Source organism: Sporosarcina sp. Y352, assembly GCF_056786535.1.
Genome location: NZ_JBXCJE010000007.1, coordinates 88015 through 108649 on the forward strand (window position 1 = coordinate 88015; position 20635 = coordinate 108649).

Below are 20635 nucleotides of genomic sequence, written 5' to 3' on the forward strand. Positions count from 1 at the left end.
GGGTTTATAGTTTTTAGTTTGTATTGCTGCCTACACTCCAACCGCCCTGCGCTTTTCTTACTTTAAAATAGATAGCTGGGGTGATTGGATTTTTTGTGTTTCACGAACAAATGCCGTGGCACCTGTTCGTGTTAATTCCTTAATGCCATAGGGCTTAAGGAGGTCGATAAATGCTTCAATTTTCTCCGGATTACCAGTCACTTGATACGTTACGACATTTTTCCCAGTGTCAATGACTGTCGCCCGGAATGGTTCAATGATGCTGTTCATTTCACTTCTGACATGTGGAGGTGAAATGACTTTCACCAGCGCCAGCTCTCGCATAACGATTGCTTTGTCTGTGATGTCATTGACTTTAAGGACATCAATCTGTTTTTGCAGTTGTTTGACAAGCTGTTCAATTTTCTGTTCATCTTCCACATTCACGATGAACGTCATTTTTGATCTGCCAGGAATTTCGGTGTGACCGACTGTCATGCTTTCAATATTGAACTGCCTTTTCATCAGCAAGCCAGTCACACGGTTTAACACGCCACTTTGGTTGATAACTGTTACAGTAATAACTCTTCTCATTTTTTTCTCACCCCGACCATCTCATGTAATCCTTTACCAGGTGCAACCATCGGATAGACGTTTTCCAGCTGTTTCACGCGGCAATCGATGAGGACGGGTTCATCAGAAAGCAGTGCTTCTTGGAATACCGCCTCTGCCTCTTCCAATGTGTCTATCCGATAGCCTTTAATGTCGTATGCTTCTGCTAATTTTACAAAGTTAGGTTGAACCGGCATCAATGACTGTGAATAGCGGCTTTCGTAAAACGTTTCTTGCCATTGACGTACCATTCCGAGACAGCCATTGTTGAGTATGATGATTTTGACCGGTATCCGCATTTCTTGTAACAAAGACAACTCCTGAGCCGTCATCTGGAAACCAGCGTCTCCTACAATTGCAAGTACGCGTGCATCCGGTTTGGCGATTTGTGCACCAATTGCAGCTGGGAAGCCGAAGCCCATTGTACCGAGACCACCAGATGTCACCCAATGATCCGGATTGTTCAGTGAATAGTATTGCGCCGTCCACATCTGATGCTGCCCGACGTCTGTTGTAACGATTGCATCCCCTTTTGTAACTCTGTGGATGATTTCAAGTGCTTGTTGTGGAAGAATAGCGCCTTCAACATCTTCTTCGTACCATAACGGATACTGTTCTGCTGAATCTTTCAAATACTTGAACCAGTTTTCTGTATCTGGAGAAACAAACTCTTGTTTCAATAATGCTTGCAACGCTTCTTTTGCATCGGCTACGATTGGGATTTCTGTTGGTACATTCTTTCCGATTTCAGCAGGATCGATATCAATATGGATGATTCTTGCGTTCGGAGCGAATGTTTCAAGATTTCCTGTTAGTCGATCATCGAAACGTGCGCCGATATTGATCAGTACATCACACTGATTAATGGCCATATTGGATGTAACCGTTCCATGCATACCGGCCATTCCGAGGAATAGTTCATGGTCACCTCGGATACCGCCAAGACCTAAAAGTGTATTTGTAACTGGAATTTGATGTTTTTCCACCAGTTCCACCAATTCGTCCATCGCCTGAGCGTGTAGGATACCCGCACCCGCTAGGATAAGAGGTTTTTTCGCCTTGGAGATAGCTTCTGCCGCCTTTTGTATTTGTAAAAAGTTCGGAGTCGTTGTCGGCTGGTAACCCGGTAAATCCACTTCAATATTCATGTCATCGGTTGGGATGAAGAGTGCAGTTGCAATATTCTTTGGAACATCCACAAGTACTGGTCCCGGACGTCCTGTTGATGCAATATGGAAAGCTTCTTTGATAATTCTTGGGAAGTCGGCTACATCATTCACTTGATAATTATGCTTTGTGATTGGCTGTGTGATTCCGATAATATCCGCTTCTTGAAAAGCGTCCGTCCCGATGACTGTATTTGCTACTTGACCCGTAAAGACGACGAGTGGCAATGAATCCATCATTGCATCCGTAATTCCTGTTACCAAGTTCGTCGCTCCCGGTCCGGATGTGGCGATGACAACTCCGGGTTTTCCTGAAACACGTGCATACCCTTCAGCCGCATGAATCGCGCCTTGTTCGTGACGTGCAAGCACGTGGGAAATGGGGTTTTGATACAATGCATCATAAATTGGGAGAACTGCCCCTCCAGGGTAGCCGAAAATCACTTCGACACCTTGGTCTATTAAGGCTTGAATAAGAACAGCTGACCCATCTTTCACTTTTTCTATCGGTTGTGGTTCAAATACAGTTTCTAGCTCCATTTCCTGTATTGCTTGCTTCGTTTGAACTTCAGCATTCATCTGTAAACTCCTCCTTACTTTTACTTTTGTTATCCAATCTACGAATGGCCGAATGCTCGGGCTTGCATCTATACGGCCGCTCTTTGTTTTCAATAAAAAAAGTCTTTTCATCCCACGCAAAGAAACTCTTCTTTACATAGGGATGAAAAAACTTTTCATGGTACCACCCTTGTTCACAGCAATCTAGCTGTCTCGTGAATAGACTAAGTCTATTCTTTATATAACGAGCACCGATTTCTCTGCGCCCGGGATTGCCTACTTAACTTTCAGCAATCCACTCCGGGGTGATGTCGCAATTAGGTGTATTGTCGGCTTCCAGCGGTACCGACTCTCTGGGAATACAGGTTCTAATTACTTTTGCCCCATCATTGATTTTAATCTATTAGATTTTCATGACGCCGCCTGTACTTGCAGATGTGACAAGCGCTGAATATCTGGCCAAATAGCCTTTTTTAATTTTAGGTTCGAATGGTTTTAAGTTTGCTCTACGTTTTTCTAATTCTTCGTCAGAGACTTCGAGTTCAATTGTTCGGTTTGTTAAATCGATATTGATGATGTCACCATCTTCGACTAACGCGATTGGTCCACCTTCAGCCGCTTCCGGTGAAATATGGCCTATCGAGATACCACGGGACGCTCCTGAGAATCGTCCGTCTGTAATGAGTGCAACTTTGGTTGCTAGCCCACGTCCTGCAATCGCTGCAGTTGGTGCAAGCATTTCCGGCATTCCCGGTCCGCCTTTTGGACCTTCATAACGGATGACAACAACGTCGCCTTCTTTTACCGTTCCGTTGTCGATGCCTTCTTGTGTATCTTCCTGAGATTCAAACACAATGGCTTTACCTCGGAACTCTTTAATAGAAGGATCAACGGCTCCTACTTTGATAACACCGCCGTCTGGTGCGATATTGCCGAATAGGACGGACAAACCACCTACAGGACTGTATGCATTATCATGACGTCGAATGACTTCATCGTTGAGAATATGTGAATCTTTTACGTTTTCATAAAGCGATTTACCAGTAATCGTCATCCGGTTTGGACTGACAGCTCCTTCGATTTCACAGAGCTCTTTAATAATTGCACTGACACCGCCTGCAAGATGAACATCATGCATTGTGTAGTCAGAAGATGGACTAATTTTGGATAAATACGGAATCCGTTCGGCAACTTTGTTGATATCACGAACATCGTATTCGATTTCAGCTTCGTGTGCGATTGCCAGTGTATGGAGGACTGTGTTTGTAGAACCGCCCATTGCCATATCAAGTGCAAATGCATCATCGATTGTTTCTTTCGTTATAATGTCACGCGGTTTAACGTCTTCTTTCACCATGCGAACGAGATGTTCCGCTGCTTCTTTAATGAGTCTATGTCGTTCATCCGAAGTGGCAACGATCGTTCCGTTACCCGGAACTGTCACTCCCAGCATTTCCATTAACGAGTTCATGGAATTCGCTGTGAACATTCCTGAACAAGATCCGCATGTAGGACATGCACTCTGTTCAATGTCTAGCAGCTCTTCAGCTGTCATCGTACCTTGTTTGTAAGCACCAACACCTTCGAATACGGATACGAGTGAGAGAGGCTTACCATCTGATGATACGCCGCCTTCCATCGGTCCGCCTGAGACGAATACGGATGGGACGTTCGTTCGAACTGCTGCCATCAACATGCCTGGCGTAATTTTGTCGCAGTTTGGAATGTAGAACACGCCGTCGAACCAGTGAGCATTGATAACCGTTTCTGCTGAGTCTGCGATGAGTTCACGGCTTGGCAATGAATAGCGCATTCCGATATGTCCCATTGCAATCCCATCGTCAACACCGATTGTGTTGAACTCGAACGGGATACCTCCTGCTTCACGAATTGCTTCTTTGACGACTTCTGCGAATTTGTTCAAATGCATATGGCCTGGAATAATATCAATATAGGAGTTACAAACACCGATGAAAGGTTTGTGCATATCTTTCATTCTAACGCCCGTAGCATAGAGTAGACTTCTATGTGGTGCACGATCTACACCTTTTTTAATCATGTCACTTCTCATTGGTTTTTCCATTTGTGTTCACTCCCTGTCAAATCACTTACATGTGGTACGTCTGTTTTTCTTGCTGTCTAGGTTATGTAGTTTGTGAAATGAATCACGAACTGAATTGGATTGATGTCATCATATAATGGATATCCACTGGAGTCAACAGTGTTTTTAAAATTATTAGCTAATTACAAATAATGAATTTTAATGTATCCGCTTTCACGCCTGCCATAGCGCGATATATCGCATATAGCACATTTTTAAAAATTTTATTTTATTTTTCACGAATTCAGTTTTCAATGATTTCTTCCGCGATGGGTGCTTTTCTAGAAGTATAAAAACTCAAATGAATGGGATTGTAATTTATTGAGAGAGTTGTGATTTAGTGTGTGGATTGGAGACCGCTTGGCGCTTTGGGGATGCCTCTCGCCATGAGCCTGGATTAACGCTTCGCATCCAGTCTCACGGCTTCGGCTACCCCTTGTCGCGCCTTCGCCGGAGTGTACATTATCGGAAGAGTTGTGATTCGGAGTGTGGATTGGAGACCGCTTGGCGCTTTGGGGATGCCTCTCGCCATGAGCCTGGATTAACGCTTCACATCCAGTCTCACGGCTTCGGCTACCCCTTGTCGCGCCTTCGCTGGAGTGTACATTATCGGAAGAGTTGTGATTCGGAGTGTGGATTGGAGACCGCTTGGCGCTTTGGGGATGCCCCTGGCCCTGAGCCTGGATTAACGCTTCGCATCCAGACTCATGGCTTCGGCTACCCCTTGTCGCGCTTGCGCTGGTGTTTTCCATAATCGAGAGGGATATTGAGATGTATGGAATGAGATTATAATGTAATTACTATGAGATACTAATTTCATTGAAGAATGACGCACTACAGACTGCGGGTTTATCCCCGATAAAGAAATACGCTTTTCTACATAGAGACTACCCAGCGAAGGCGCGTCTACGTGGTAGCCGAAGCGATAAGACTGAAAGTGGTATTCTTTCTGGCTTATCGCGAGAGGCATCCACAAAGCGTCGAAGCGGTAATAGCAGGAATTCTAATTCATTCCATGCACTAGGATATTTGTTGATCAATATACTCTCATTTTATAGCACTCTAATTTCCAGATTTAATCCCCGATAACGAAATACCCCCTCTTACATAGACCATCCAGCGAAGGAGCAACTTCATGGTAGCCTCTTACCCACTTCATTTGAGGCTAGGCGCAGAAAATGACAATCGACATGTCGTGTTCACGATTCAAGCCCTTGATCAATTCCAATAACTCATATTGCTAATAAATATCAAGATAAGTAGTTGGTTCATCTAGCAATAGAAATGGTGTATTTTGCGCTAAGGCCATCGCAATCCAGACGCGTTGCATTTGGCCGCCAGACAATTCGTCAATCGGCACTGTTCGCTTTTCCGTTAGATTGGTACACGCGAGCGTCCACTCAATTGCCTGTTGGTCTTCGTCTGTCGCCGAAGTGAACAGACTCTTATATGGAATCCACCCATAACTCGTTAGTTTTTCTACAGTCATATATAGAAGGAACTTATTCCAAAACGTAAAAATCATACAAATGCACCACAGATGAGAAAACCTTTTCTACTAGTGAAATGGCGTTCTTTACTATATTGATAAAAGCTTAAGTTCAATGCGGTAACTGCTACTCTAACCGTTACCCACTTAACCCCATCCAACCTCGCTCTACAATAAACTCAATCGGATCTTTTTTCGAAACTACAAGCGTACACCTGGGTAACGCTGCATCTACATCTTTTTTGATTTCATTGATGAGTCTATCAGAATGGATAAGCGCGCCGCCATTCAAATATACAGTGCATTCCATGTTTTCTAGGCCACTTTTGCGCACTACTGACCAAACCAATCTAGCAAGTTCCATTGCCGCTCCCTTCATGATTTCCACTGCCACATCGTCCCCTTGCTGTACACACTGAAAAAGAACACGTGAAAGCGATGCGACTTTATCCACAGTGTAATCGGGGTTAAATAACCATCCGGCAACGTCTTGAACGGAATTTAACTTCAACTCTTTCAATACTTCCTCTTTCAATGAAGTAAACGAACCTCTTCCATCTTCCATTTTGAAAAGCGCACGCAATATTTCACGGCCAATCCAGTACCCACTTCCTTCATCCCCCGCGCGGTGACCCCACCCCCCTGAGCGGACAATTTCACCTTTTCCGTTATGTGCAAACGCAATTGAGCCTGTCCCTGAAATGAGTAGGGCGCCGGGTTCTCCCTTTGTTGCTCCAAGCATCGTAGCTTGTGCATCATTTTCGACAATCAATTTCCCTACGCGCAGCCCCTGTGTTTGAATCACTTCCTCCACAATTCCCCGTACAATTTGCTCATCTGGTATTGAATCAATACCGGCGATTGCAAAAACTGCGATTGTCACTTGCAAATCGGGGAGTACTTTTCGCACTTCTGCCAATAAACCCGTGAGAACTTCTCTCACTTTTTCCTCGCCCGACGTCTGGTAGTTAGTGCCTTCCCCTTTTAAATCTAGTAAAGTAGTCGTACTTTTTCGAACGGTTAACGCTGTTTTCGTAGCACCCCCATCGATTGCTACAATCACTTCATCCATCATGCCTCACTCCAGTCAGTTTTAAATGTCTCCAACTGAATTTCGGCATCAAGGATTGCTCGTTCTTTTTCGTTTAGCCATTGCATAGCATCTTTTGCAAATATCCTGGATTGTTCAAGGGATGCTTTCATCGTTTCTGCAGAAGGTCCCCCGTAAATTGTCCGAATCGCTATGAAATGCTGCGGCCGTAGTGTTGCATTGAAGTCTTCTACTGAGATTTTAAGGTTTTTATTTAATATAAGAAGCGCCTGGTCATTCGCTACCTGCCACGTTAAGCTCATTAACGATTCTTGACCCGCATTCATCAATGCTTTCACGCAATTACTGACGATGTGATGTGATTGTCTGAACGTAATTCCTTCTGAACGAACAAGTGTATCCGCAAGCTCCGTCACATTTGCAAAACTGCCCTCCGCCCGTTCGAGCAATTTTTTCTTATTGATGTGCATCGTCAGTACAACACTGCCAAACAACTGGTAAATACCAATCAGGCGGTCAATTGCTTTCCATAGAAATGGTTGCATATCATCTTCTGTATCAACAATATCTCCGAACGGCGTGTTATGAACCATCGTCAGAACCGTATTTGCATCTCCGACGACCGCTGACAGCAAAGAACGCATATGTTCAATCGAAACGGGGTTACGCTTTTGCGGCATGATTGAGCTGATTTGAACATACGGATTCGCTAGAGTGAAAACGTTGAACTCCTGTGTGGCCCATGTTAGGAAATCTTGAACCGTGCGCCCCAAATTCAGTGCAGAAAGTTGGACCGCACTGGCGGATTCTGTAATGTAGTCTGCACCCGCAACAGCATCCCACGAATTTTCAATAATATCGTCAAAGGCAAGTAAATCTCGCATCCGTTCACGACTGATGTCAAATCCTGTGGTCGTCAATGCCGCCGCCCCCATACTGCTACGGTTCACTGTTCCAAAGGCCGATTGAACGCGCTTAAAATCCCTGCCTAATTGATCAATGACCGCCTTCAAATAATGAGCGAGCGTCGTCGGCTGCGCTTGTTGCGTGTGTGTATAGCCAATCATGACCGTATCGATATGCTCTTCGCAAAACTCTATCAGCGCATCTTTTAAAGCAAGCATCTCACTCATTAGTTCAAGCAGTTTTTTACGCAATGTCATACGATAAATCGCGATTCCCATATCATTCCGACTGCGGGCAATATGTAAATTACCCGCAATTTCCCCCGCGTCCTCTATTAAATCGTGTTCAATGCGAAAAAACAGGTCCTCAAACAATGGATTGTAATGGTCAGTGCTGTAATAATTCACGTCCAGCGCATGGACCGCTTTTCCAATCACAATCGCATCTTCCGGACTGACAATCCCTTGCTCTTCCAACATCTTTAAATGTGCGGCATGGATTTGGATCATGGAACTAAGGAAGTATTTCTTCGCTTCATCATAAGCCGGTTGCAGAACCATTTTTCGATAGGTCTTTGACGGGAACTCTTCCCCTTCAAGTTCATTGATGCGATCTTTGAAGTTCCTGATCATTGACTACACCCCTTCGTTTAAGGATAATTCCATTGAACCGCTGCGGCGCTCGAGTTAGTCACCAGGTTAAATTGCCGAACCCGCAGTCCCTTTTGACAACTTCTCAGAAATCGTCAATACAATAAGAATTAAAACAATTTGCAACACGCCATACGCACAGGCCGTGCCGAATTTGAATGCATACATCTTCTGGAAAATCGCCACCGATAAAGGCATCGTCGATGTACTATAAATAAGAATCGACGCAACAAACTCCCCGATACTTTGAACAAAGGCGAGTAATGTTCCCGCTAAAATCCCCGTCAACGTCAATGGCAGGACGATTTTGCGGAACGTCATCCACCAACCTGCGCCAAGACTCCTTGAAGCCTCTTCAATCGACTGATCCATCTGCATTAACGACGCCGAAGTAGAACGGAAAACGAGCGGCAAATGTCGGATGAAATAAGCGAGTGGCAATATCCAGAACGTCCCGATCAATACTTGATTGAAAGCAAAAATGTTTTCCTCACTGAAAGCGGCAATCAAATTCACCGCAACGACTGTACCGGGGAGTGCCCAGGGAACCATTGTTAAGATATCAAGCAATGTCTTTCCTTTAAAATTGAGCCGCACCATTGCATACGCTGCCGCAACTCCGAACACAATGTTTCCGAGCGTGGCAACGAAGCCCATCTGCAAGGAGTTCCAAATTGGCCTCCAAGTCCGTTCATCTGTAAATAATGAAATATAATGGTCAAATGTATATTCGGGCGGCAATACTTGAATCGTCCACGTGCCATCTACAGAAAACGAAATGAGAATTAGCGTTAAAATCGGCATCATTAAGATGACAACACCCGAGAATGATAGAATGACTGCGATCACTTTCATGAACTTCGACTTTACTTCGGAACGATGGACACTGATCCCTTTACTCAAGTTTTGGTAATTTCGCCTGTTTTGATACCATCTCATGATGATTAAAAATGATATCGAAACGAACGATAAAATTGTCGATTGCGTCGCCGCCATATCTAGATTTCCATTGGTTCGCGATAAGTAAATTTGCATCGTCATCGTCCGCTCCACACCAAATATGAGCGGTGCTGTGTACGATGCCATTGAAATCATGAACACCAGAAGCGATGCAGCAACAATCGAAGGCGTCAGCATCGGCAAGATAACTTTCCGCCAAATCCGAAGTCTGCTTGCGCCAAGGTTTGTCGCCGCTTCTTCGAGTGACGGATCCAGCCCTTTAATTGCCGCAGAAGCGGTCAAATAGAAGTACGTATACATCGTAAACGTATGGACGACAATGACGCCCCATACCCCTTTCAGCGCAAACGGTACTTGCTCTAGGTTTAATATATGCTGGAGACCGCGGGGAATAATCCCGCTTTCTCCATATAAAAACGTAAACGATAACACACCAACAAGCGGCGGCAAAGCCATTGGTACCAGGACGAGAACGGACAATATACGCCGCCCTGGAAAGTTGTATCGTTCCAGTAAAAACGCCATCAATACGCCGACAATCGCACAAGTAATGACACTGATGACCGAAATATACACACTCGTCCAGAGCGCTTCCAGATTGGCAGTACTTTCAAAACTAAAAAAACGTTTGTAATTATTCAGTCCCGTTTCACTGCCGAAACTTTGGATGAATGTCTGGTAAAACGGATAGATAACGTAGCCGAACAAGATAAGGAATAATGGTGATATTAGGATATAAATGAATGATGGCGACCGTGTAATCCGAGCCCAAAAGCTATCTTGCGACGACTGGATTGTTTGCTTCTTCATTAGATTAGCCTCCTATTCGCCAAGAAAGTAAAGGCTTCGGGCCGGAATGTTCAACTGGATCGAATCCCCGATTTCCAACAGTTTTCCGCCTGTATTGATGATCATCACTTTGAGCGTAATCCCTGGAATATCCACCATATAATTGACACTTAGTCCAGTGAATTCAACAAATGTAATTTTCCCGTTCAGCGTATTTTCTCCCTCGCCTTGACGGATCGATTCGGGACGAATTGACACATGGACTTTTCCCCCTATATGCATAGGGGCCAGGGGAGAACTATTTTCCAAAAGTCCCGTTATCAAAACTCCGTATTCATTTTTCACACTAACTTTTTCGCCTACAATTGACATGATGGTCATTTCCATCGTATTCGATTCTCCGATGAACGTTGAAACAAACCTATTCACCGGCCGATTGTAAATTTCTTGCGGTGTACCGATTTGCTGCACATAGCCGTCCTCCATCACCATGATCCGGTCGGACATTGCCATAGCTTCCGTTTGATCATGTGTAACATAGACAGTTGTCACACCAAGTTCCGCCTGCAAACGTTTGATTTCAATCCGCGTCTCTTCACGAAGCTTCGCATCCAAGTTAGATAAAGGTTCATCAAGTAACAATATATCCGGTTTAATGACGAGCGCTCGAGCCAATGCAACACGTTGTTGCTGACCTCCAGAAAGTTCATTAATTTTCCGCTCACCGTACTGTTCAAGCCGAACAAGCCCCCTCACCTCGTCCACTTTCTCCTTTATTTTCACTTTGGAGAATTTCCTCACTTCCAAACCAAAAGCAATATTTTCATTGACCGTCATATGCGGAAAAAGCGCGTAGTTTTGAAACACCATGCCGATGTCGCGCTTATTCGGCTGCAATCGTGTCACGTCACGCTCATCAAAAAAGATTTTCCCTTCCGTCGGATAATAAAAACCTGCAATCATACGCAACGTCGTCGTCTTTCCACATCCGCTCGGACCAAGAAACGTGAAAAACTCGCCTGGCTGTATGTCGATATTTAACTCTTTCACGCCATGGACTTTACCGAATGTTTTCGTGATATCTGTAAGTCGAACACCCTTCATCCCGTCACCCCTTCCGAATTGAGACAGTCTCTATGTAGAGGAAAGACCTCGAGATTAATTACCCGAGGTCTTGCTGGTTGAACTGTTAACGAACAATTATTTCCCTTTGCCTTTGATATTCGAATCCCAATACTCCATCCATTCCGCTTCTTTTTCAGCCATTACTTCCCAATCAATATCAAGTGCCTTCAAATCAAGGTCCTGATACCAATCCGGCATATCTTCTTTGGCAATATCCGATCGTGTCGGGATCTGATACAATTCTTCCGCAAGTTCAGCACGAACCTCCGGATCAAAGAGGAACTCATAGAACAGTTTTGCATTCGCTTCGTTTTTCGCATTGTTGACAATACCGACCGCATCCACAAGAATCGGCGCGCCACTTTCCGGATAAATGTAGTCAAACGGCTGGTTGTTCAATTTACTTTGCAGCAAAATATCTTGCAAGTTCCATAATGAAACTGTTCCTTCTTGACGTACCAGTTTCAAATAGAGGTTCGTCGGATCTTGTGCGTAATCCTTCGTGTTTGCATCCAATTTGCTAAGCCATTCATACCCCTTTTCAGGCGTATCCGCACCTTGGCGATAAATCATTGATGAGTAAATTGTACGCATCGTTCCTGATGCAAGAACCCCGCGGATGACGATTTTATCTTTCCATTCAGGCTTCAACAAATCATCCCAATCTTGTGGACCTGTTTCTTGCGTCAACACATCGCTGTTAATCATAATTACTTCTGGCAACAGCATTTCCCCATACCATCGACCTTCAGCATCTTTATATTCTGCTGCAATCGCATCGTCAAATGATGGCTTGAACGGCAAAAGCAAATCTTCATCCGCAGCAACCATCATTGCGGATTGTGTACCACCCCACCAGAAATCAGCTTGCGGGTTCGCTTTCTCACCGCGGACACGTTCAAGAATTTGTTGCGCACCCATCGTCAAGTTGTCTACTTGGATATCAGGGTATTTTTCATTGAACATCCCGACAACCTTCTCAACTACGCTTTCATCACGCCCTGTGTAAATAACGAGATTTCCTGAACCGCCCTCGTCTTTCACCACTTCATCGTTCTCTTTTGTATCACTCTCTTTTGTATCATCCTCCGTCGAATCTTTGCCGCATGCAGCCATGGTTAGGAGAAGCAGAACGAGAAACATGGAAAAGATGCTTTTTTTCTTCAATCAAAAAACCCCCTTTTGTTTATCGTAAACTGTTGCATAGTGCCAAAGCGATAATTTATTTCTGTTGTTCTACCACTATATGATTACGGAAAGAGAAACATTTTTATTAATTTTAAATTGGAAAAGCAGTACAGTCAAATATATTAGTCTATTGTGAATGTTTCGTTATGATAGGAGGTGTAAGAGGAATAACTATACAATTACCGTTTATTTGCATAAAAAGATAGCGAGAAGTGGTTGGAAACCGCTATTTTCACTGGACTATTTTCGGTCCGCTTTTGGCGAATTAATCACAACAGTTTTACCGAGGGGCAGGTGTGGCAAGTAGTGACTTCGTCACTTCTTGCCACACTCTTTTCGGTTATCCTGTTATGTTTATTAGCCTGCCGCGTTCCTACACTATTCAAGTGAAAAATGCAGTTATCATGATAGAAAAGAATAGATGATCTTCTATAAAGAGTGTAAGTGCCCGAAGATGAAATTTCGGGCACATGAGCACGTTGTACATTTTGTTCTCTGCATACTTTGAGCAAAGATTAAGTGATGCTCTAATAAGAAGGTGACACATCCCTAAAATAAAAATTGAGAAACTATAGTAGAAGACTGGAGAAGTCAAAATTGTATCTTTGACCGCTTTTCTCCATGTGAGAAGCAATCTATTCTTTCATCCCAAAAAGCTTCGGCACTATTTGTAGCTGTACTTTTGGAGAGCGACGGATGAACAATCACCATACGATTACCGAAAATGATAAGTAGGGATGCGACTTCGTCGCATCCCTACTTATCAAGACATTGGATAATCGTATAGAAGTTGTTCAATCCAAAGCGATCCAAACATACTCTACACATAGTGCCGGTCTGCAAGCAAACCTAAATGGAGAAGTCTTCCGGAATGAAAACACGCAGCTGATTCGGTTTGATATAAACATCTTCACCGGCTTTCACATTAAGCTCCCGGTATCTCTCTTTCGTCAATTCGGCTTCGAGAAATTGATCGTTATCATGTCGTTTTAGTTCAACTTGAACAGTGCGCCCCACGACATGTACATGGATAACTTTCGCTTTAACCGCTTCCGTATCTGTTCCCTCTCGCTCAATCGTCACATCATGTGGCCGAACATAACCAACAGCCAGCTTGTTTTCAGCACTATCTAGGTCAGCGGCACCCATATCGACATGGACATTGAGTAGCTTGCCATTTTGTAAGCGCCCATGGAACAAGTTCACATTTCCTAGAAAATCATAGACAAATGGACTATTTGGATGATCATAAACTTCTTCTGGCGTGCCGATTTGTTCAATCTTCCCTTCATTCATAACCACTATCCGGTCCGCTACGTCAAGCGCCTCTTCCTGATCATGTGTCACAAAGATGCTCGTAATATTAAATTCATCATGCAATCTGCGCAACCAACGTCGCAGTTCTTTCCGTACTTTTGCATCGAGTGCGCCAAAGGGTTCATCGAGCAACAGTACTTTTGGTTCCACTGCTAGCGCTCGAGCTAATGCAACACGCTGTCTTTGCCCCCCCGACAATTGGGATGGATAACGCTTAGCAAATGCGTCTAACTTCACAAGCCCAAGCAATTCATTCACTTTCGCAGTAATCTCAACTTTAGTTGGACGTTCTTTTTTGGGTCGCACGTTCAATCCGTATGCCACGTTGTCAAAAACCGTCATATGTTTAAACAGTGCATAATGCTGAAAAACGAAGCCAACCTTTCGTTCAGTCGTGCGAATATGGGTCATGTCTTCCTCTCCGAATAACACGACACCATGATCCGCCTCCTCAAGGCCTGCAATTATGCGCAGTAGCGACGTTTTACCTGATCCAGATGGTCCAAGCAATGCCACAAGCTCTCCAGTTTTTATGTCGAGGTTAATATCTTTTAACGCATCAAACGAGCCAAACTTTTTTGACACTTCTTCTATTTTAATACTCATGTAGAGACCTCCTTTTCTATCCCTGCTTACTTGTTTTCCATTCAATGAAATTCTTCAAGACGAGCGTTAGAATTGCTAAAATGGACATAAGCGATGCAACAGCGAACGCCGCCGAAAATTGATATTCATTGTACAAAATTTCAATATGTAATGGCATCGTATTCGTAAGACCGCGAATATGCCCCGAAACAATCGAGACAGCACCGAATTCACCGACTGCGCGCGCACTACAAAGTATGATGCCGTATAATAATCCCCATTTTATATTCGGTAACGTGACATGCCAGAATGTTTTCATTCCCCCCGCTCCCAGCGTTAAGGACGCTTCTTCTTCTGCAGAGCCTTGCGCCTGCATAAGTGGGATTAGTTCACGTGCGACAAACGGAAATGTGACGAACAATGTGGCAAGCACAATGCCCGGAACAGCGAAAAGAATTTTAATATCATTTTGAAATAAAAATTCACCGAACAACCCATGTGCACTGAATAATAATACGAAAACGAGACCTGCAATAACCGGTGAAATTGCAAATGGCAAGTCAATCAGCGTGATTAAAAGACTTTTACCTTTAAATTCAAACTTAGTAATTGCCCATGCAGCCGCAAGTCCAAAAATTGCGTTCAGTGGCACCGTAAGTATGGCGACAAGCAACGTTAACTTGATTGCTGAAAGTGCGTCAGGATCTGAAATTGCAGCTAAATAGACGCCTGCTCCCTTTTCAAAAGCTTTTATAAAGATTGCGACAAGCGGTAATACCAGAAATAGCAATAGGAATCCAAGCGCAATCGCAATTAGTGGAATTCGAACCCAAGTCTGTTCTTCTGTCGTCCGCTTACTCGCATTCTTACTACCCAACTGCATCTGAATTTGTTCTGCCATGGAATCCCCTCCTAATTATGAACTAATTTCCGATTTGTCCACCATTGCACTCCGTTAATAAATAGCAATAGCACAAATGAGAATACGAGCATGACTGCCCCAATTGCTGTCGCACCAGCATAATCATATTGTTCCAGTTTTGTCATAATAATGAGCGGTGTTATCTCAGTCTTCATCGGCATATTACCTGCTATGAAAACAACCGAACCGTACTCACCAATCGCACGGGCAAATGCCAAAGCAAAACCTGTCAACGCGGCTGGCAAAATTTCCGGAACAATCACTCTCGCAAATGTTTGAAAGCGATTCGCGCCTAAAATAGCAGATGCCTCTTCCATTTCGGCTTCAAGATTTTGTAGAACCGGCTGTACCATTCTTACGACGAATGGCAAGCCGATAAATGTTAAGGCAATCGTAATACCGAGCGGCGTAAACGCAACTTTAAACGATAAAAACTGACCAATCCAGCCATCCTCTGTATACAGTGTTGTTAATGCGATGCCTGCAACGGCCGTAGGAAGCGCAAATGGTAAATCTACCAATCCATCAATGATGCGCTTGCCTGGGAACGAATAGCGAACGAGTACCCAGGCAATCAACACACCGAATACCAGATTGGTGCAAGCTGCTGCAAATGCGGTACCAAAGCTTATTTTGTATGATGCAACGACGCGTGGTTCTGTTACCGTAGCCCAAAAATCTGTCCAGCCCATTGATGATGTATTAATGAAGACCATGGAGAGCGGAAGTAAAACGAGCAAGCTGAGATACAGCGTCGTGAATCCGAGAGACAGCCCGAATCCCGGCAATATACTATGTTTCTTAAATCTCCATTTCTTCGCCATTCCTTCACCTTCACTTCTGTAATTAAATGTTGTTCAATGCCTTTAATTTATTTGTTGGATTCATTATGCAGATTCACTACTGTAAGTAAATTTCATCGAAGGTGCCGCCGTCATTAAAGTGTTTTTCCTGGGCTTCTTTCCATCCGCCGAAATCATCGTCAATTGTAACGAGATTAATCTCTGGGAATACATCTGCATATTTTTTCAATACCTCTGGGTCACGTGGACGATAGTAGTTTTTCGCAGCAATTTCCTGTCCAGTTTCTGTATATAAGTATTCCAGATAGGCTTGTGCGACCTCTTCTGTGCCTTTTTTCTTGACGATTTTATCCACTACCGCAACTGGCGGCTCCGCTAAAATACTGAGTGACGGGACGACAATTTCAAATTCACCTTTTCCAAGTTCATTCAACGTTAGGAAGGCTTCATTCTCCCAAGCTAGTAAGACATCTCCAATGCCTCGTTCAACAAAAGTTGTCGTTGAACCACGAGCTCCAGAATCTAGTACTTCAACATTCTTATAGAGATCACCGACAAATTCTTTGACTTTCTTTTCATCTCCATTAAATTCTTTATCCGCATATGCCCAAGCCGCCAAGTAATTCCAACGTGCGCCGCCTGACGTTTTCGGATTTGGTGTTATGACCGAAACGTCTTTTTTCGTTAAGTCATCCCAGTCTTTAATCCCTTTTGGATTGTCTTTTCGAACTAGAAAAACAATCGTTGAGGTGTAGGGTGTTGAGTTATTTTCCAATCTAGTTTGCCAGTCTTCTGCTAGTAGGTCACGGGCGGCGGCGACTTCGTCAATATCGTAGGCAAGTGCCAGTGTGACAACATCTGCTTGTAGACCGTCAATTACCGCTCGACCTTGTTTTCCAGATCCGCCGTGCGACTGCTGAATAGTCACTTCCTGGCCGGTTTCATCTTTCCAATGTGCAGCAAATTCTTTATTAAATTCCTCATATAGCTCACGCGTTGGATCGTATGAGACGTTTAAAAGCTCAACTGAATTCTTTTGGGCAGAGGCTGTTTGATCCCCGCCTTCCTCCGTACCACCACATCCTGTTAAAATACCCACCATTGCAGTGATGCCCACCATGAAACGGATTGTCGTCTTCTTCATCCCAATAACCTCCTTTTTTAAAATAAAAAGGCTCTCAACTTTAATACTAGTTGAGAGCCTTCGGTTAACCGATTAGCCACTTTTGTTACCTATTAAGTTCAGAAAGAGATACATATGCATGCTGTTTAACCAATTCACATGGGCCGTTTTCAATAACCAAGTAACTTGATATGTTTTGTTTGATTAATTGGATTATAGCGCATCATTTCTTTCCTGTCTAGCGATTTTTAGAAAAAACAATTCTTTTGGTCTTTGTTTTCAGTTTTTATCAAACCTTGAAACTGACAATTCACTGGGTTATTTTCGGTCCGCTATCGGCGAATTAATCACAACAGTTTTACCGTGAGGGAAGGATGGCTAGAAGTGACTTCGTCACTTCTAGCCATCCTTTTTTCGGTTATCCTGTTGGGATTAATTACCTGTCGCGTACCTACACTATTCAAGTGAAAAATGCGGTTTCTTTAAAAGAAAAGAATAGTTGAGTCTTTATAAGGGTGTAAGTGCCCGAAGATGTAATTTCGGGCACTCTCGCACGTTGTACATAGTATTCTCTGCTTACATTTAGCTTAGATTATGTGATGCTCTATATGAAAGTGACAAATCCCTAAAATAAAAATAGAGAAACTATAGAAGAAAGCTTGAGCGGTCAAAATTGTATCTTTGACCGCTTTTCTCCATGTGTGAAGAGAGTTATTCCATCGTCCCAAAAAGCTTCGGCACTACTTGTAGCTGTGTTTTGGGAAAGCGACGAATGAACAACCACCATACGATTATCGAAAAAATAAGTAGGGATGCGACTTCGTCGTATCCCTACTTATTAAGACATCTCGATAATGGTATAGAAGTCGTTCAATCCAAAGCAAACCAAAAAAAACTTGTCCAATGTGTGATCAAGTAATTCGCTGGTTATTTTTAGTGAATCACCTAGTTAACGCAAAATGATAATAACTGAAAAAATTATATCTGCGGCATTTCATCCTTGGCAATCGCATCTTTATGTTTATTCAAACGGAAAAGCATAAACGGTATTCCCTTTCCGCCCGGTAGTTGTCACTGCCTGTGACAATGAATTCAGGATTGCTTCTTCTGTAACTTCAGCTGCACCCAGGAAAAAATCATTCATGATTGGATGATCGTCTCTCATTTGATGTCTGGTTTCAACAGTTCCGGTTGAGAAATGCGGGATTTTATTAGCAGTTGAAAAGGCGATGACAATGTCGCCACTGCCATTACTGAAATGACTGCCCGTTCTTCCGAGCCCGATGCCACATCTTTTTGCTAGTCTGCGCAATTGTCTACTGCTGAGCGGTGCATCTGTAGCTAACACAATCATGATGGACCCGTCAGCTGGTTTCGGATAGCTAGGAAATTCCTGAATATCATTCAGTTTATATTTTTCATATTGAAAATCTTCTTTTCTGCCAAAGTTACTTAAAACTAAACAGCCGAGTATATAGGACTCCCCACTTTCGTCGTCATAGACAATTCTAGATGAAGAACCGATGCCACCTTTATATCCGAAACAAATCATGCCTTTTCCAGCGCCAACTGCCCCTTCCAAAGTAGCATCATTGGACGCTCCTTTGATAGATGCAATCGCGTGGCTTGGTTGAACCGGCAGCTCGCGGATTGAGTTCAACCTGCTGTCATTACATTCCCCCACAACCAGATTAATGGTGCCAGTTGTATCCCCAATCTCCGGATTTTCATCTAACATATACTGTAGCGTCCCTTGTGAAACCGCGGGAACGCCAAACGTATTTGTCAGCATAATCGGTGACTCGATCTGGCCTAACTCATCTACTTGGACAAGCCCCGATGTTTTTCCAAAACCGTTCAGTACATAGCTTGCAGCCACTACTTTATGCATAAATAAATTGTCGCCATGCGGTAATATAGCAGTCACGCCCGTAGCTGCGTATTCATCTCCATCCAATGGATTATCCAGCGTTACATGTCCAACCTTTACACCTTCCACATCCGTAATACAATTCTTCATGCCTACCGGAAGACGACCGATTATAATTCCTCTATCTCTGAATTTTTTGGGATTTTGTAGATTCAATTTACATCACTCCAAGTACGATTATTTTCTATTATTTCCCTCAATTTTCTATTGAATCTTTTAGTCAGAATGTATACATTATTATAAAGCCTATTTGTAGATAAGTGTTGAAGGTGAACAGCTTTATACCCACTATAATTAACTCAAAATACAGATAACGTTACAAGCTTATATACGCTATTTCTCTATGTGGATAAAGTTGTTAACAGCAAAAGAAGCGTCTTTTCTATTGCTTTATGCATAATATGGTTGTTATGCACAATCTATCCACTGCAAATGTTGATAAGTTCCAAAGTTGTAAGCCAGTAATAAAATCCAATTAGCCCTAGCTAGTTTCCGACTTTCTAACTATTATATAGAAAGAGAACAAAGACAAATGGGGCATATTAACAATTGAAAAAATCCATTCTATTTTTATTACTATTCATCGTAGCATTTCCTTCTTTCACAGAAGCTTCTACTACGAAATCGATTAAAATTACCAAAGCAGCACCTGTATTTGATTGATACTAATAGGTTGTATTTTTCAATAAAGGCACTTCACACACGGTAATGAATGAATCGGAACTTTTTATCACACAGCGTAGGCACATAAAAGTGTTAGCCGAAGCGTCTATCCTGGTTAATCCACATAATCCGGCAGTTTACTAATACGCCAACCCAACTTTTTCACGTATTCATATGTGACTTCGAATTTATCGTAAGTACCCGTATAGCCTATCGGTACACTTAACTCAAATATATACTTGTTTTTTTTCGATTTCACCAACACTGCTGTTGCTACTTCCCACTCAAGAAGGGATCCTCCATCCGACTCGATTTGCGCCAACTTCTTATTTTGTTTAATAAAACCATGCTCTTTTATATAGCGTTTAGCAACTTTTTTTGTTAGCCACTTTTCAAGTTCAGCCCGTAATTCCTTCTTCGTGTCCAATTGACTGGCCATATATCGATACGTCTTCCCTTTATCATTGAACCTCTGATATTCCCCCTCTTCATAGACGCCGCCTGCCTGCACTAGACTTTCCGTCGCTGCCCATCCCGCCGCAATCTCCACCGCTTGCGCCGGAGGAACTTCAATTTTTGTGATTGTTTCATCACTCGATTGTTGGCATGCCGTACACAAAAAAAGCAGAAGCGATATGCCAAATATCCAACGTCTTTTCAACTTCATGAAGCCACTCCTCTTTTTTTCATTCAATGAAATGGATATACGGTTTTCCCA

General features: G+C 43.2%; 14 protein-coding genes, 1 pseudogene and 1 other annotated feature. All 15 genes and pseudogenes read right to left on the reverse strand.

The window, feature by feature from the left end; all coding sequences use genetic code 11:
- Positions 1–57: 57 nt before the first annotated feature.
- Complete coding sequence (ilvN, locus tag AC1TO6_RS13390; protein WP_482102111.1) at positions 58–573, reverse strand: acetolactate synthase small subunit; 516 nt, start codon at positions 571–573, stop codon at positions 58–60.
- Complete coding sequence (ilvB, locus tag AC1TO6_RS13395; protein ID WP_482102112.1) at positions 570–2336, reverse strand: acetolactate synthase large subunit; 1767 nt, start codon at positions 2334–2336, stop codon at positions 570–572. The genes ilvN and ilvB overlap by 4 nt, the downstream gene beginning before the upstream one ends.
- Before the next feature lie 135 nt (positions 2337–2471).
- Positions 2472–2714 (reverse strand) — a binding site (T-box leader).
- Positions 2715–2718: 4 nt separating this feature from the next.
- Positions 2719–4386, reverse strand: a complete 1668-nt coding sequence (gene ilvD / locus AC1TO6_RS13400; protein WP_482102195.1) for a dihydroxy-acid dehydratase — start codon at positions 4384–4386, stop codon at positions 2719–2721.
- A gap of 1207 nt (positions 4387–5593) precedes the next feature.
- Positions 5594–5905, reverse strand: a pseudogene (locus AC1TO6_RS13405) (ATP-binding cassette domain-containing protein); the annotation flags it as partial.
- Positions 5906–6044: 139 nt separating this feature from the next.
- A complete protein-coding gene (locus AC1TO6_RS13410) occupies positions 6045–6977 on the reverse strand; it encodes an N-acetylglucosamine kinase (RefSeq protein ID WP_482102113.1) in 933 nt (310 codons plus the stop codon).
- The gene (gene argH, locus AC1TO6_RS13415; RefSeq protein ID WP_482102114.1) at positions 6977–8494 is read right to left on the reverse strand and encodes an argininosuccinate lyase; all 1518 of its coding nucleotides are present in this window, start codon (positions 8492–8494) and stop codon (positions 6977–6979) included. The genes AC1TO6_RS13410 and argH overlap by 1 nt, the downstream gene beginning before the upstream one ends.
- 66 nt (positions 8495–8560) lie before the next feature.
- Positions 8561–10282: an ABC transporter permease gene (locus tag AC1TO6_RS13420; RefSeq protein ID WP_482102115.1), complete on the reverse strand. Its 1722-nt coding sequence runs from the start codon at positions 10280–10282 to the stop codon at positions 8561–8563.
- A gap of 12 nt (positions 10283–10294) precedes the next feature.
- A complete protein-coding gene (locus tag AC1TO6_RS13425; protein ID WP_482102116.1) occupies positions 10295–11365 on the reverse strand; it encodes an ABC transporter ATP-binding protein in 1071 nt (356 codons plus the stop codon).
- A gap of 96 nt (positions 11366–11461) precedes the next feature.
- Positions 11462–12553: an extracellular solute-binding protein gene (locus tag AC1TO6_RS13430; protein ID WP_482102117.1), complete on the reverse strand. Its 1092-nt coding sequence runs from the start codon at positions 12551–12553 to the stop codon at positions 11462–11464.
- 870 nt (positions 12554–13423) lie between these two features.
- Positions 13424–14497, reverse strand: a complete 1074-nt coding sequence (locus tag AC1TO6_RS13435; RefSeq protein WP_482102118.1) for a sulfate/molybdate ABC transporter ATP-binding protein — start codon at positions 14495–14497, stop codon at positions 13424–13426.
- Between the two features lie 16 nt (positions 14498–14513).
- The gene (cysW, locus tag AC1TO6_RS13440; RefSeq protein WP_482102196.1) at positions 14514–15359 is read right to left on the reverse strand and encodes a sulfate ABC transporter permease subunit CysW; all 846 of its coding nucleotides are present in this window, start codon (positions 15357–15359) and stop codon (positions 14514–14516) included.
- A gap of 29 nt (positions 15360–15388) precedes the next feature.
- Positions 15389–16222: a sulfate ABC transporter permease subunit CysT gene (gene cysT / locus AC1TO6_RS13445; protein WP_482102119.1), complete on the reverse strand. Its 834-nt coding sequence runs from the start codon at positions 16220–16222 to the stop codon at positions 15389–15391.
- A 76-nt stretch (positions 16223–16298) separates the two neighbouring features.
- Entirely contained in the window at positions 16299–17345 is a 1047-nt protein-coding gene (locus AC1TO6_RS13450; protein ID WP_482102120.1) for a sulfate ABC transporter substrate-binding protein, read from the reverse strand.
- A 1000-nt stretch (positions 17346–18345) separates the two neighbouring features.
- Positions 18346–19344 (reverse strand): DmpA family aminopeptidase, encoded by a 999-nt coding sequence (locus AC1TO6_RS13455; RefSeq protein ID WP_482102197.1) that lies wholly within the window; start codon positions 19342–19344, stop codon positions 18346–18348.
- A gap of 688 nt (positions 19345–20032) precedes the next feature.
- On the reverse strand, positions 20033–20584 hold the full coding sequence (locus AC1TO6_RS13460) for a DL-endopeptidase inhibitor IseA family protein (protein ID WP_482102121.1): 552 nt from the start codon (positions 20582–20584) through the stop codon (positions 20033–20035).
- Positions 20585–20635: the final 51 nt, after the last annotated feature.

Coding starts and splice junctions, on each gene's coding strand:
- ilvN (WP_482102111.1), bottom strand. CDS start 573: ATGAGAAGAGTTATTACTGTAACAGTTATCAACCAAAGTGGCGTGTTA.
- AC1TO6_RS13450 (WP_482102120.1), bottom strand. CDS start 17,345: ATGAAGAAGACGACAATCCGTTTCATGGTGGGCATCACTGCAATGGTG.
- ilvB (WP_482102112.1), bottom strand. CDS start 2,336: ATGAATGCTGAAGTTCAAACGAAGCAAGCAATACAGGAAATGGAGCTA.
- AC1TO6_RS13420 (WP_482102115.1), bottom strand. CDS start 10,282: ATGAAGAAGCAAACAATCCAGTCGTCGCAAGATAGCTTTTGGGCTCGG.
- ilvD (WP_482102195.1), bottom strand. CDS start 4,386: ATGAGAAGTGACATGATTAAAAAAGGTGTAGATCGTGCACCACATAGA.
- AC1TO6_RS13425 (WP_482102116.1), bottom strand. CDS start 11,365: ATGAAGGGTGTTCGACTTACAGATATCACGAAAACATTCGGTAAAGTC.
- argH (WP_482102114.1), bottom strand. CDS start 8,494: ATGATCAGGAACTTCAAAGATCGCATCAATGAACTTGAAGGGGAAGAG.
- cysT (WP_482102119.1), bottom strand. CDS start 16,222: ATGGCGAAGAAATGGAGATTTAAGAAACATAGTATATTGCCGGGATTC.
- cysW (WP_482102196.1), bottom strand. CDS start 15,359: ATGCAGTTGGGTAGTAAGAATGCGAGTAAGCGGACGACAGAAGAACAG.
- AC1TO6_RS13410 (WP_482102113.1), bottom strand. CDS start 6,977: ATGGATGAAGTGATTGTAGCAATCGATGGGGGTGCTACGAAAACAGCG.
- AC1TO6_RS13460 (WP_482102121.1), bottom strand. CDS start 20,584: ATGAAGTTGAAAAGACGTTGGATATTTGGCATATCGCTTCTGCTTTTT.
- AC1TO6_RS13435 (WP_482102118.1), bottom strand. CDS start 14,497: ATGAGTATTAAAATAGAAGAAGTGTCAAAAAAGTTTGGCTCGTTTGAT.
- AC1TO6_RS13455 (WP_482102197.1), bottom strand. CDS start 19,344: ATGAAGAATTGTATTACGGATGTGGAAGGTGTAAAGGTTGGACATGTA.